The organism is Paenibacillus solisilvae, from assembly GCF_042656405.1.
GTDB classification, from domain to species: domain Bacteria; phylum Bacillota; class Bacilli; order Paenibacillales; family Paenibacillaceae; genus Paenibacillus_Z; species Paenibacillus_Z solisilvae.
This window is the reverse complement of record NZ_JBHSOW010000008.1, coordinates 75,013-88,655: the sequence shown is the minus strand read 5'-3', so window position 1 is coordinate 88,655 and position 13,643 is coordinate 75,013. Positions and strand designations below refer to the sequence as shown.

Sequence of the window (13,643 nt, the reverse complement as noted above, 5' to 3'; positions counted from 1 at the left end):
TCGACCTTTTTATTTTTAAGTATACAGGTCTTCCATTAAGGCGTGTCTACTAAATAGTCTAACTGCAGCAAATGGCCGATATGAAGCTAATTCGGGCTATTTCTACTGGAAATTTCCAGTATAGCGGTTATTTGAATCAAATATGCGCAAAAATAATTGTAAAAATCCAGTATAGCTGGCGGTTACTCTTGGGCCCCCATTAAATTGGAGTCATCAATATGCAATAAAGGCACAATATTGATGAGAAGGATGAGAGGCATATTCAAGAAGCCGTATTCTATACGACGCTGATTTGCTACCGTTCCCAATTCAGACGATGTGGGTGATCAGCAGAAAAGCAGAAATGTAGAAGCATGTATACAGCTATCTCTAACTTGTTTTATGACCTCTGTGATTTCCATCCCATATTCAATCCAATCGCTTTACAGAGTTTGGGAACGAACAAACTCAAGGCAGCCGGTAAAATGCAAATGGTTTGCCATATCGGAATGCGGAGCTGATTTCATCCAGCTTCTGCATCAACGCAGGCTCTAATCGGATATCCACGCTCTTCAAATTTTCTTCCAGCTGTTCGATCCGTGTAGCGCCTACGATAACAGTTGAAATCGCTGGTCTATCCATCAGCCAAGCGAGCGAAACCGAGCTCGGCGTATAACCCAGCTCCTCTCCCAGACCGCTCACCTTCTGTCCGAGCGCCAGGTTCCCCTCATCCAGAAAGCGGCTAAAGCTGGGATCTGTTTTCACTCTGGAATGGAGTGGGGCTTCTTCGGTTACCCGGTATTTCCCGCTTAGGATACCGCCCGCGAGCGGAAAGTATGGAATTATGCCCACTCCCTGATCGACACACATAGGGATAAGCTCCTGCTCCGGTGTCCGATCCGCAAGCGAATAACTGATTTGCGTGGACACGAATCGTTCATAGCCTTTATATTCGCTGATCCCGAGCGCTTTCATCAGCTCCCACGCCGCATAGTTGGACGCTCCGATGTAGCGCACCTTCCCGGAACGGACCATATCATTTAAAGTACTTAATGTTTCCTCAAGCGGCGTGTTCGGATCAAAGGTGTGAATTTGATACAAGTCGATATAATCGGTATTTAACCTTCGGAGGCTGTTCTCCAGCTCCTGCTGCAGATGATAGCGGGATGAGCCGCTGGCATTGGGCCCTTGCCCTCTTACGAGTCCGGCCTTGGTGGCCAACACAACGCTATGCCGCTTTCCCTTCAGCGCTTGTCCGATAATAGTCTCGGACTCCGTATTGGCATAAATATTAGCCGTATCGATGAAATTAATGCCGTTCTCCAAGGCATAGTCAATAATCTGGACCGAAGTGTCCCGGTCCGCCCGCTTGCCAAATGAATTCGTACCCAATCCGAGCAGCGATACTTCGAGTCCGCTTCTTCCAAGGCGACGATATTTCATAGATCTCACCGCTCCTTTAGCAAATGAAATAAAAGCAATACTTGCCATAGCCGCATTATACAGCGTTATAAATGCTCCGTTTATTTGTTATATCGTACCACAAAAAGAGCGTGGAATAGAAAAAGAGCGTCACCAAGCCGTGAGCAGCCCAGTACGCCCTTCCCGATTCCCGATTCCCAATTCGTTTCCTTTAATTATATCCTTCAAACTGCGGCAGCCATCCGCGGTTGGCTTCGAACATTTCATCAACCATCTTCTTAATCTCATCTAGGCTAAGCACGGCTGATGTCAGCGGATCGAAAGCGACCGCATGAAAAATCTTCCGGCGGTCTCCCGTTAACGCCCCTTCTACGGCAAGCTCTTCGCACCTTGCACTGGTATTGACCAGCACTGCCAAGTGATCCGGCAGTTTACCGACATGGATTGGAGACAATCCTTTGCTCGAAGCAAGCACCGGCACCTCGACGCAGGCCCCTTCCGGTACATTGTCGATCAGGCCGAAATTGCGCACGTTGCCGTTAAATTCGAATAAGGTGCCGTCACCAATCGTCGCGTTAAAAATATAGGAAGCGTACTCTTCGCCGCGTTCAAGCTCAATCGGGCTGTCGCGCCACTCTTCCATCTGCTTCTGCCAATTCTGCTTCATCCGGTCTCCATACTTCACGACAAGCCCGTATTCGCCGGGATTCCAGCCCGTGCCATGCGTACAATATTTCTCGATCAAATCCGGGCGTTTGCGGAACCATGCGTTGTATTCCGAATTATGGCCGCTGGATTCCGTCACATAATAATCCAAATGCAGGAACATTTCATTTCGCACCTGCTCTTCATTGTAGACCTCGGAACGATTCTCTACTGCCTCGCGAATGAGGGGATATGCATCTTTGCCGTTCCATTTGTATTCGAGGTAGAAGGCCTGATGATTTATTCCCGCGCAAGTATAAGTCACTTCTTCGACCGGCGCGCCGATCCAGCCGGCCAGCATGGCAGCCGTACCCTGCACGCTGTGGCACAGCCCGGTCACCTGCAGTTTGGTTTCACTTTGCATCGCCCTGCACAGCATGGCCATCGGGTTCGAGTAGTTTAAGAATATGGCATCCGGACAGATTCGCTCGATGTCCCGGCAAATATCCAGCATGACCGGAAGTGTCCGCAAGAAACGGAAAATCCCTGCAGGCCCGCGCGTATCCCCTACATTAATATCCACCCCGTATTTCTTAGGTATTTCAATATCCATCCGGATGATGTCGAGCCCGCCGACCAATATGGTGCAGACTACGCCGCTTGCGCCCTGGAGGGCTCTTGCACGGTCCGTCGAGGTCTCGACTTTTGCTGATGTATAGTGGCCTGCGTCAATGATCTTGTCCACCGCTTCTTTGGCGAATGCCAGCCGCCCTGGATCGATATCAACTAATGAAATCGTGCAATCTTTAAATGCCGGAAAAGTCAATAAATCACGTACCAGGTTTTTTGTGAACACTAAGCTGCCCGCACCGATAAATACGATTTTTGCCATATTCCCATCTCCTCCCGACTTGTAAATCTCCTCCTCTTGCTTCGAAACCGTTACTTGTTCGCTTGCGCCAGCCTCTCAAAGAAATCCCTGAACACCGAATCACGGTGAATATGGCTTACATAGCGAATCAGATGTCTGGATGCATCGTGGCTCCAGCGGAAATCCTCAGATAGATAGGGACTTGGCAGCAGTACGCTCGGTGTGAACCGTTCATTGTTGAGATAAGCGATCGTTGAGATATCCCAGATTACTCTTGACCTGCCAAAATGATCATCGGCGCAGCTTAGGTACGTCTCATACAAGTAGTCCCCGATTGTGCCCTGTCCCTTCACATAGTCCCTAACTTCCGATAAAGTCGTCAGCAAATGCGACGTTACCCCCATGCATGGGATAAGCACAAGCGGGACGCCGCTGTTTAGGATTGTCCGTGAGGCATGCAGGTCCTGGTTCAGATTAAACTCCTGTGTGTCCGGCCATTGAAAGGAGTGACCTCCGAGCCACACCACCACAATTTTGCGGATAATCTCCGGCTGCATTAAGATCGCGGAGGCTACATTGGTAATGGCGCCGATTGCAATTACATAGAGCGGATCATCCTCCGAGGATGACATCGCACGGTCAACTAAATTGCGGGCGGCTTCGCTTTCAACGGGTGTCTGCGCATCGGATAAATAGTGCGTCGAGCCCGGGTAAGCAGGAATGCCGCTGTTCATTAAGCCAAGAATTTTCTTCAGTTCAAGGTAGCTCTTCTCCATTCCGTCCTTAGGTCCTGTCGATAACTCATTGAAGAAGGGAGCCGCGTAGAACGCTTCCATCTGCATTCGTTCAGGTGATAAAAGCGAGTAGACGACTGCAAACTGATCGTCAATCTCATTATAAGTGTCCGTGTCGAGTACCGCTCGTATCTTCCCCTTCGGCGGGTCCAGCCGGCGGATTCTTTCTTCAATCGTGAGCTGCGGGAATGTCATGGGAGAGCCTCCTGATATTTGTTATGAACCATTTTTGAGATCGCTATTTCCTGCGAACAGAGCTGCTCCGGAAGCATGCGGCTTAACCATAGCAATTCTTTCATTATTCGGCTATCATGAAAGCGCAAGCACTTCCTTACAACATCACAATACCAGTATTTATTGATTATTTTTATCTTTTTCCGGCTAATTTTTTATATCATTCGGCTATCTTGATTGGAAGGAAGGCAGTGGACGATGAATACCAAATTGACAATCTTCTGTGCGGCTGTAAGGGACAAAGACTGGTACATGTACATGCACCAGCATGCCTGCTATGAGCTGGTCTATTACCTGAATGGAGAGGGAACCACAACGGTGAATGGCCGGGTTTACAGCTTCCAGCCCGGCTCATTTACGATCATTCCCCCTGCAACCATGCACGATGAGCGGCATACCAGGCAATCAGACGTTATATTCATCGGATTCCATGCTCCGCCTGCGTATTCGCCGGCATGCGGATTATTTGAGGATCTGAAGCCGTTTCCAATTCGGGAGAAGCTGCTCCAGATGAAGCAGGAGTTTACCGAGAAGCAGCCCCTCTATGCGGAGAAGCTGGACTTGCTGACCGGTGAGCTTATCATTGATTTTCTTCGGTTCTATCAACCGAAAGCCACACATAATCCAATAACGGAGAAGCTGAACTATGTCCGTAATTATATGAACGAACACTTTCGGCAGAAGACAGAGGTCGAACAGCTGGCTGCAATCGCCGGTTACAGCTATGACCGTTTCCGGCATCTCTTTAAAGAGGTCCACGGGCAATCCCCGCAGACTTACCTGCTTGGTAAACGAATCGAGCATGCCCGTTCGCTCCTGGTGCAAACCGCGCTTTCCATCTCTCATATTGCACAGGAATCCGGTTTTTCCACGGATGCACAGTTTTGTTCCCTGTTTAAACGGGAAACCGGCTGCTCCCCACGCCAATTTCGTCTTGCTTTTACGAGCGGCATCCCTTAACATGAACCCATATGAACTTATATAAACCATAATGAACAAAAAGGAGAATACGAATATGGAAATTCGTTACGCTTCCCATCCGAATGAGGTTAAAGGCTTTGATACATCACGCTTGCGAGAAGAGTTTCACATTGAATCTCTATTCGTTCCTAATGAACTGACATTGGTTTACTCGCACGTAGATCGATATATTGTCGGAGGTGCAGTTCCGGCAGGCAGCATTGTCAAGCTTGAAGCGGATGCGAAAACAATCGGAGCGGATACCTTCTTGGAGCGCCGGGAAATCGGCATTATTAACACAGGCGGACGCGGTCAAATAACCGTTGATGGCGAAGTTTATGTTATGGAGCCCAAAGATTGTCTGTATGTGGGATTAGGTGCTCAAGAGGTGCTGTTCGAAAGCGATGATGCAGCGGCACCGGCCAAATTCTATTTGAACTCCACCCCTGCGCATAAGACCTATCCGACCGTTAAAGCCGCGATCAACGAGGCAGCGCCTAATCACCTGGGGAGCATTACGAACTCTAATGAACGGACCATCTACAAATACATTCACACCGAAGGCATTCAAAGCTGCCAGCTCGTTATGGGCATGACGCTGCTGAAGCCGGGCAACATGTGGAACACGATGCCCTGCCATACACATAACCGCCGTTCTGAGGTATATTTCTACTTCGATATGCCGGAGGACGGAGTTGTTTTTCATCTCATGGGCGAGCCACAGGAAACCAGACATGTTGTCGTGCGCAATGAACAAGCGGTCATCTCGCCAAGTTGGTCGATTCATAGCGGCGTAGGAACAAGCAATTATACGTTTATCTGGGGAATGGCCGGTGAAAACCAAATTTTCAATGATATGGATCCGGTAGCCATGAAAGAGATATTATAAAAGGAAACTCAGCTAAAAGAACGGATGATCGGCAATGAACTCCTTACGTCGTTACGAGAAAATTATGGAACTGCTGCTGGCGAAGAAAGAGATAACAGTGGCCGATTTAAGCGAAACCTTAACGGTTACCGGTAAAACGATCCGCGAGGATCTTGCCAAGCTTGAGGAAAAAGGACTGCTCATGCGTGTTCACGGCGGAGCTGTTCTTGCCCAGAGCGACCAGCTCGGCATACTGTCCCAGAAGGAGCCGCTCATAAAGAATGCCTCCGCCAAAGAGGAAATCGCCGAGCTTGCAATCGGGCTCATTGAGCCTAATGACATCATTGCGCTCGACGGCGGCAGTACTACGCTTGAGATTGCGAAGAAACTCGCAAATCAGCCCCTTACCGTCGTCACCAATGACGTCTACATTATCGGAGAGCTCGCCCGCAAGGACGAAATACGCCTCGTCGTGCCAGGCGGCTATCGCGTGCGTAATATGCTGGCCGGAGCCGAATCCACCGCCTATATTAAGAAGCTGAATATTCAAAAAGCCTTCTTATCCTCCACAGCCGTACATCCGGAATACGGATTTACGATCTATACCGGCGATTTGATTGATTTCAAGCGTGCGCTCATTGAATCTGCGCGTACTGCCTACGCAGTGGTTGACCATCATAAATTCGGCCAATGCGCTCTGCTTACTTTTGCACACTTAACTGATGTTGAAGCGATCTTGACAGACAAGGGTATTTCTTCAGAAACATCGGAGCTGTTCCGCCAGGCTGGCGTTCGAGTGGAGTACAACTAAATGCTGCGAAAGGACTGATTATTCATGTTATTTGATTTAACGGGTAAAACGGCTCTAATTACCGGCACATCAGGCGGCCTCGGCCAAGCAATGGCGATCGGGCTCGCTCAAGCAGGAGCAAGTATTGTGGCTATCTCCTCCTCAGGCAGTGACCGGACGGTTGAGTCCGTCCGTGCAAACGGAGGGCAGATCGAGCAGCTGTCTGCCGATCTCAGCAAAGCAGACGGCCTGGAGGATGTATTTGCCAAGTCGCTCGGATTCTTCGGGCAGATTGATATTCTGATCAATAATGCCGGTATTATCCGACGGACTCCTGCCGCCCAGCACTCTCGTCAGGACTGGTCCGATGTTATTGATCTGAATTTGAATTCGGTCTTTTATCTCAGCCAGCTGGCAGGCGGTCATATGCTGGCAAGAGGCAGCGGCAAGATTATCAATATTGCCTCGATGCTCTCCTTTCAAGGCGGGTTGAATGTTCCCGGCTACACAGCCAGTAAACATGCAGTCGCCGGTTTAACCAAAGCACTCGCGAATGAATGGGCTGGCAAAGGGCTCCAGGTGAACGCAATTGCGCCTGGATATATGACGACCAACAATACGGCTGCTATCACCGCAGATGAGAAAAGATACGCTTCGATTACCGAACGGATTCCGGCAGGCCGCTGGGGAAAGCCCGAAGACTTGGTAGGGCCGGCCGTTTTCCTGGCTTCGAAGGCATCCGACTATATGAACGGACATGTCTTATGCGTAGACGGCGGATGGATGGCAAGATAGTTATCAAAAGCTAGTTATCAAAAAGACCGCGCTTGAATTCAAGCGGCGGTCTTTTTGTGTCAGCAGCTGTTCAAATCTGTTATTCCCGCTCAAGTCCGCTTGCCAAGATGGATCCGGCCAGGCTCTGCGTTAAGGCTCTGCGTGAAGAGCAGCTTTCAGCCCTGTTGATCTGATTTGGAATACAGCAGCGGGAAAAACTCATTATTGAACTTCTGTCCGAACTGCGGACGGGGACCAAGCAAGCGAACATTATCATGCCGGTATTTGCCTTCTTTATACGCCGTGTCGCCGGGCATTAAATGCGCAACAACCGACAGCCTAGGCTGATCCGTGTAATTCGTTGCAGACCCGTGGAAGGTGAGCGCATGATGGAAGCTCGCCTGTCCGGCTTTCAGAATGCAAGGCTCCTCGACCCAATCCCTTGTCGCAAACCGCTGCTTCAATTTGGCCATGTCCTGCTCGAAGAAGGTATCGCTTCCTTCGACGGCACCCCACTTATGCGAGCCTAAAATCGTCATCATGCCGCCATTATTCAAATCCGTATCCTGCAGGGCAATCCATACCGTCACCATATTCGGTGTGTTGCTTGCGCGCCAATATCCGTAATCCTGATGCCAGCCGACATTGCCGGCCTTCGTTTCCTGCCCTGCTGTGCCCGGCTTATAGATCACTTGATCATGCCATAGACGGATGGAATCCTCATTCAGCAGCTCAGAGGCCATTTGGCCGAGATTGGGATCCGTCACCACATCCCGCACCTCATCATTAATCCACCAGCCGTTATCAAATTTGCGCAGCGCGAATGGATTATCGGAAAGCCGGAAAGCATGAAGCGGCATCCCATTGCCATCATATTGGTTATTCCAGATACGCTCGTGGGCTCCGCGAAGCCGCTCAATGGTCTCATCATCCAGTAATTTGGGACTGATCCAGTAGCCGTCCCGATCAAATCTTTCTTTATCTGCAGCCGTAATGCCATAAGGTATAACGCCCAAGCTAAACACCTCACCATTTCTGAATGTATAGGAACTACAGGTTTATTGTAGCCAATTGCGCAAGCGTTGACTTCCCAAAACCTATCTAATAGGATTAGAAACATTAGAGACAATCAGAAACGAGGGTACCTATGCCAAGGCCAAAAACGGAATCCGTACGCTGGATCTACCAGTCCCAAGAAACCACTAAATTTTCAAACGTTCCCGAATTAATCATGCTGGGCCATGACCGTTTTCATGAGGCTTCTCCTCTCTACGATCACCGTCATGAACAATGCTATGAATTTGTCGTCGTCGAGAGCGGCAAAGTGACCTGGGAAGTGGATGGCAGTCTCTATGCCACCCATACCGGACAATGTTTCCATACGAGGCCGGGCGAATGGCATCGCGCGCGGTTGAATTTCATTGAACCGTGCAGCATCTGGTGGATCATCGTATCCGATCCTGCCGAGAACCCCGGCTGGCTCGGTTTGCATGAGTCTGATCGGCTGGAATTCGACTGTTTACTGAAGCAGCTGCCCAGAGTGCTGCAGGTCGACATTCGCATCCGCGAGAAATTCGCAAGCATGCGGGCAATCATGACCGATAATGTCCAGCTCGCTTCCTGCCGGCTTCGTCATCATGTCTTGGATATCCTGCTGCAGATGCTGGATCCCTCGTCAGCGCGTTCCCTCCCCAGCGATCTCATAGAAGCCTTAACCCGGTTGACGGCAGAGATTGAAGCCGCTCCGGAGAAGAGATGGACGAATAAGGAGCTTGCGGACAGGATCGGCGTAAGCGAATCTCACTTTTACCGCCTGTTCCAAGATATGCACGGCCAGTCGCCCGCCAATTACATCGACCGTCTGCGGATGGATCATGCCTGCCGGCTGCTCCTCCAGCCCGGGAGCAGCATCACAGCAGTCGGGATGGATCTGGGGTATAAAACAAGTCAGCATTTCGCAACCGTGTTCAAGAAATATACCGGCCTGACACCCACGCAGTGGCGCGGCTTCTCTTAACTTGGAGAACGTTCCATTCTGTATGGAGAAGTCCCTGGCCGCCAATTCCTCAAGAAATATATATTGACAAATAAATATTTTTGTGGTATAATTATTAATTTTTCTATTGACTGCGCCTTCAAAACTATCTATTATTGTGAAATGGAAATCATCCTGATCACGCGTGCCCGGGCTGATTGTTCATGAACAATTACGTTTTGGAGGGATACAATGCGAGCTTCTGATGGAGTTACCATGTTATCGATTTCAGCCACGATTATGGGGAAAACCGATGTCATTCACCCAACGCTTCTATGGGACCGGAATAATGTCATTCTTGTTGACACGGCCTATCCCGGCCAGCTGCCGTTAGTTAAAGCGGCTGTGGAGCAAGCGGGGATTCGTTTTGAGAAGCTGACGGCTGTTATCCTTACCCATCAAGATATCGACCATATAGGCAATTTACCGGCCATTCGCAAGGAGCTGCCTCAAGTCCAAATACTCGCGCATCCAATCGAGAAGCCTTATATTCAGGGTGAGAAAATGCTCGTTAAAATCACCCCGGAATCCATCGAAAAGGCGGTTGCCGCACTTCCGCAGCAGGTGCCGGATGAATGGCGTAAAGCCTTTCGTTCCACGCTGGAGAATCCCCCTCGCGCAAGCGTTGACCGTACAATTGCCGGAGGCGAAGAACTTCCTTACAGCGCGGGCTTAGTCGTCATCGACACGCCAGGCCACACACCCGGTCATCTATCCTTGTATCACCAAGCGAGCAAAACCCTGATCGCTGCTGACGCCCTGCTTATCTCAGAGGGCCAACTGCTCCTGCCTGAGCCCGGCCTATGCTCAGATTATGAGCTAGCTAAAGAATCGATTGCCAAGCTTGCCTCCTTCGACATCGAATCCGTCATCTGCTACCATGGCGGAATGATTACGGATAATGTCAAGGAACGAATCGCAAAGCTGATTTCTTCATTTTGAAATCTGATTCCCATCAATAGACAGACTTGAATCCATACCGAAATAATAAACCCAATCCGCTGATCAGCAGCCCCACGCATAGAAAAACCATCCCCGCCCCCACCAAATGGGCTGCTGATGAACCTGCAATCGGAGCTACGAGCATCGAACCCGTTTGAAGGGCATTAGAGAGTGCGGATATCGGGCTTATCGTTCGCACTGACGTTTCCTTTTGCAGAATGAACCCCAGCGGTACTGCACTCATCGCACTGCTGGCTCCAAGTAAGATACAGATAATAAGCCACAGCCATAGTTTCACAGGAATCCAGCCGATAACGCTCATGCCTAATAACGTGATGAGAATTCCCGAACCGACTCCTGCCCCTGTCATCCGTGCAAATGGTTTATGCTGCCACCGGTTCCAATGACCCGCTGCTAAAGATCCGACCACACTGCCTACGCCTACAGCACCGATAATCAAGCCGAAATCAGCCTCTTTCATCCCTGCATCGCGAATTAGAAGTGTTAATAATCCATCGTATAAGAAAATGCAGAAGAACACCATCGCAGTGTAGATGACCGCTGTTTTCAGCAGCGGCCGCTCCTTCAGATACTGCCATGCCAGATGCAAGCCTGATTTGGCAGCCTGTTGTTTGTCCGTTAATCCACTTATTCCCGGCATGCCAGGTAGAACTAGAGCGGATATTACGTAACAGCACGCACCGATAATAAACAGCGTATGGGCTTCCGTCAGGCCCATTAGAATACCGCCTATCACTGGTCCGAGTATCTTCGTTAAATTGACTGACAACTGGGAAAGAGATGCAGCTTGTGCAGCCGTTGCAGGTTCAACCAGCTCTTTGACAGCCCCCTGCCTCAGCGGATCGAACACTGCGCTTACGCTCATTTTGAGCAGCACACATACAAAGAGCGCCGCAAGTGAATCAGCCAAGGTCATAGCCATAACGATTATGGCTCGCAGGACATCGCAAAGGATAAGCGTTCCCTTTACCGGCATTCGCGCAAACCACGGGCTTATGAGGGGGCCGACAATAATCCAAGGAAGGCCGATACAAACCGATAACCCGGCTACGGCAGCAGAACCGTGACCCCAGGCGTAAACGATCAGGACATTCAACGCAACAAAATCAAGCCAATTCGCAAAGTCGGATAACAGCTGCCCGATCCATAAATGCCTGAATCCCCGGTTCCGCAGGGGCAGCCAAATAGGTGCAGGTAGAGCCTTTGATTGACTGGTTTGCAAAGAAAAAACCTCCGATTTCTTTTCTTCTCAGCATAATCCGCTTATGTCAGAAGAATATCAGAGGCTTCCAAGATGCATTTGTAATTGCTGGGGGATTCGTTCTTCAATGCTCTTCATACCGGTTCGTTTGGATAATTTCTCCCATTCCGCCTCCAGCATGGCGTAAGCCTTATCCCAATCATGACGTTTCGAGAAGCCTTTTGCCATCGCTATGCCTCTCATCAGATTCAGAATAAACTGGGATTTGCGGAGCAGTTCCAGTCCTTGGTTCAACCAGGATAATCCTTGACGCGGATCATCCACGTAGATCGCGATTCCTCTAAGCAGCCAATACTGGCCTTCTTCACGCTGATAAGGGTATCGCTCGAGCAGCTTCTCCGCATGAAGGATGCTTTCTTCGATTGCCGCTCTGTCTGAACCATGCATTGCGTATTCCAGCTTCAAATTCGCTGTATAGGGAAGAAGCCCTTCCCAGCAATGCTCTTCCGCTTCAGCAGATAGAGCCGTCAGCTTGTCGAGCGCCTGCTTATAATCCCCCCAGTCCAAACTGAAGGAGATGATCGACATGGCAGAAAGCTCATTCTGCCAAGGACCTGGAAGAAGCTGATGTGTAACAGCTGCCTCCACGAACTTCCGGTTCTGCAGCGGATCGATAAGCTGATTCAGAAAAAGCAGGAAAAATGCGCGATCGGCAAACGAGTACGGCTCTTCGTCCACGATGAAACGAATATCTCCTTCCATGAACCGGTAAAGGATTTGAGAAGCCGGGCCCGCTTCATAACCAAGCACATCCTTGTTCTGAGACAGCATTAACAAGGCATCCCCGCGTCCATATTTCAAATAGGTGTCGGCAATATGCTGAAGCTCGCTTGAGAAAGATGCACTGTGCCGCAGGGGATTCGCTTCTTCACTGCCGTTAGCCGCGACAAGGCGATATCCGACACTCCGTACGGTTTCAATTTGAACCGCCGGTGCGAAGCGGGCTGCCTTCTTCCGCAGCCGGTAGATATGATCATCCACTGTTCGATCCACCGGATTCTCCATAGGCCAAACCGCGTTCAGAAGCTGTTCACGAGTGAAGCTCTGTCCCGCATGCTCATAGAGGAACGAGAACAAAGCATACTCCTTGGGCAGAAAGGTAATGGTCAGACCCTTGTATGAAGCTGAAAGGCGGCCGGGATTCCATTCCATTCGCTTCACCGTATCACCTCCCCTGATCCTGATCCCGTCCAGGATGAGTTACGGATTTCTGTCGGGGTCCTGCCCGTCTGTTCCTTGACCATTCGCGCGAAATGATAGGTTGTCTTGAAGCCGCAGCGCGAGGCGATCTCAGTAATCGTAAGACCCGTATGAGTCAGAAGCTCGAGCGCCCGCAGAACCCGGTAATGCCAGACATATTTGATCGGCGTTGTGTTCTCTGAAGTGCGGAACAGGCGCACCAAATGCTCGGGAGATATGCCTGATTCATGCGCCAGCAAATCAAGTGTCAGCTCCTCGGCAAAACGGGTTTGAATGGTCTGCTTCGCCAGCAGCACCGATGGATGTGTATCCTGCAGTTCACGCCTGCGGGACTGCTCGGATGCATACAGCAGTAAGGCTGACACGCCCAGGCTGCGAAGCAGATCGCTTTCCGATGAATGATGGTGCTGCAGCGCAAGCATCAGATCAGTAAGCCGGTTCAGCTCCTCAGAAATCGGGATGCTGAGCGGAAGTTTATCGATAAATTCCCGTTCTTCATCACTCATAGGGCTGATATGAACGGAAATCCAGCGATGCCAGGTTTCCTGCTTGTCCGCGAACAGGAACGTTTCTTTGTGTCCCGGCTTAAGCAGCGCTGCAGTCCCCGGCTGCACCGTGCGTTTCTTTCCATCCACTTCCACAAGCAAGCTTCCCGTATGCAGCAGAACCAGCTGTACATCCTGCTGAACGCGCGGACCATACCGCCCGCCAGGCGGATATACGATTGTTCCCGCAAGTGCACCGGTCACAGCCGGGTACTTGAAAACCCCTTTTCTCTCCTTCATTGCTTATTGTCCTTCCTAAGCTGGTTTCTTGTCCGATTGTAGCATTAATATCCACCGCGGAA

At 50.2% G+C, this 13,643-nt stretch carries 13 protein-coding genes; 6 read left to right on the top strand and 7 right to left on the bottom strand.

Features of this window, described 5'->3' with window-relative positions:
* Nucleotides 1–447: 447 nt before the first annotated feature.
* The 3 genes from ACFPYJ_RS02185 to ACFPYJ_RS02175 all read right to left on the bottom strand — a co-directional run bounded on the left by ACFPYJ_RS02185 (nucleotide 448) and on the right by ACFPYJ_RS02175 (nucleotide 3,906).
* A complete protein-coding gene (locus tag ACFPYJ_RS02185; RefSeq protein ID WP_379186407.1) occupies nucleotides 448–1,422 on the bottom strand; it encodes an aldo/keto reductase in 975 nt (324 codons plus the stop codon).
* Nucleotides 1,423–1,612: 190 nt separating this feature from the next.
* Nucleotides 1,613–2,938 carry an alpha-galactosidase gene (melA, locus tag ACFPYJ_RS02180; RefSeq protein WP_379186406.1) on the bottom strand — a complete coding sequence of 442 codons (1,326 nt, stop codon included), beginning with the start codon at nucleotides 2,936–2,938 and terminating at the stop codon, nucleotides 1,613–1,615.
* A 50-nt stretch (nucleotides 2,939–2,988) separates the two neighbouring features.
* Nucleotides 2,989–3,906, bottom strand: coding sequence for a nucleoside hydrolase (locus ACFPYJ_RS02175; RefSeq protein WP_379186405.1), 918 nt, complete (start codon nucleotides 3,904–3,906; stop codon nucleotides 2,989–2,991).
* Between the two features lie 237 nt (nucleotides 3,907–4,143).
* Between ACFPYJ_RS02175 and ACFPYJ_RS02170 the strand changes: the two genes are divergently transcribed.
* The 4 genes from ACFPYJ_RS02170 to kduD are packed head-to-tail and all read left to right on the top strand — an operon-like array spanning nucleotide 4,144 to nucleotide 7,358.
* Entirely contained in the window at nucleotides 4,144–4,905 is a 762-nt protein-coding gene (locus ACFPYJ_RS02170) for an AraC family transcriptional regulator (RefSeq protein ID WP_379186404.1), read from the top strand.
* A 55-nt stretch (nucleotides 4,906–4,960) separates the two neighbouring features.
* Nucleotides 4,961–5,794 carry a 5-dehydro-4-deoxy-D-glucuronate isomerase gene (gene kduI, locus ACFPYJ_RS02165; RefSeq protein ID WP_379186403.1) on the top strand — a complete coding sequence of 278 codons (834 nt, stop codon included), beginning with the start codon at nucleotides 4,961–4,963 and terminating at the stop codon, nucleotides 5,792–5,794.
* Nucleotides 5,795–5,828: 34 nt separating this feature from the next.
* The gene (locus tag ACFPYJ_RS02160) at nucleotides 5,829–6,584 is read left to right on the top strand and encodes a DeoR/GlpR family DNA-binding transcription regulator (RefSeq protein WP_379186402.1); all 756 of its coding nucleotides are present in this window, start codon (nucleotides 5,829–5,831) and stop codon (nucleotides 6,582–6,584) included.
* A 24-nt stretch (nucleotides 6,585–6,608) separates the two neighbouring features.
* On the top strand, nucleotides 6,609–7,358 hold the full coding sequence (gene kduD, locus ACFPYJ_RS02155) for a 2-dehydro-3-deoxy-D-gluconate 5-dehydrogenase KduD (RefSeq protein ID WP_379186401.1): 750 nt from the start codon (nucleotides 6,609–6,611) through the stop codon (nucleotides 7,356–7,358).
* Nucleotides 7,359–7,513: 155 nt separating this feature from the next.
* Here the strand turns inward: kduD and ACFPYJ_RS02150 are convergent, their stop codons facing one another.
* Nucleotides 7,514–8,353 (bottom strand): phytanoyl-CoA dioxygenase family protein, encoded by an 840-nt coding sequence (locus tag ACFPYJ_RS02150; RefSeq protein WP_379186400.1) that lies wholly within the window; start codon nucleotides 8,351–8,353, stop codon nucleotides 7,514–7,516.
* 131 nt (nucleotides 8,354–8,484) lie between these two features.
* Here ACFPYJ_RS02150 and ACFPYJ_RS02145 point away from each other — a divergent pair, with 131 nt between their 5' ends.
* Both ACFPYJ_RS02145 and ACFPYJ_RS02140 read left to right on the top strand, forming a co-directional pair.
* The gene (locus tag ACFPYJ_RS02145; protein WP_379186399.1) at nucleotides 8,485–9,354 is read left to right on the top strand and encodes a helix-turn-helix transcriptional regulator; all 870 of its coding nucleotides are present in this window, start codon (nucleotides 8,485–8,487) and stop codon (nucleotides 9,352–9,354) included.
* 210 nt (nucleotides 9,355–9,564) lie between these two features.
* Nucleotides 9,565–10,314, top strand: a complete 750-nt coding sequence (locus ACFPYJ_RS02140) for an MBL fold metallo-hydrolase (RefSeq protein ID WP_379186398.1) — start codon at nucleotides 9,565–9,567, stop codon at nucleotides 10,312–10,314.
* A 13-nt stretch (nucleotides 10,315–10,327) separates the two neighbouring features.
* Here ACFPYJ_RS02140 and ACFPYJ_RS02135 read toward each other — a convergent pair whose 3' ends face one another.
* Genes ACFPYJ_RS02135 through ACFPYJ_RS02125 form a run of 3 tightly spaced genes read right to left on the bottom strand, consistent with a single transcriptional unit; the run spans nucleotide 10,328 to nucleotide 13,581 of the window.
* Nucleotides 10,328–11,557 (bottom strand): MFS transporter, encoded by a 1,230-nt coding sequence (locus tag ACFPYJ_RS02135; protein ID WP_379186397.1) that lies wholly within the window; start codon nucleotides 11,555–11,557, stop codon nucleotides 10,328–10,330.
* Between the two features lie 57 nt (nucleotides 11,558–11,614).
* Nucleotides 11,615–12,748: a winged helix-turn-helix domain-containing protein gene (locus tag ACFPYJ_RS02130; RefSeq protein WP_379186411.1), complete on the bottom strand. Its 1,134-nt coding sequence runs from the start codon at nucleotides 12,746–12,748 to the stop codon at nucleotides 11,615–11,617.
* Between the two features lie 5 nt (nucleotides 12,749–12,753).
* Nucleotides 12,754–13,581, bottom strand: coding sequence for a helix-turn-helix domain-containing protein (locus tag ACFPYJ_RS02125; protein ID WP_379186396.1), 828 nt, complete (start codon nucleotides 13,579–13,581; stop codon nucleotides 12,754–12,756).
* Between the last annotated feature and the right edge of the window lie 62 nt (nucleotides 13,582–13,643).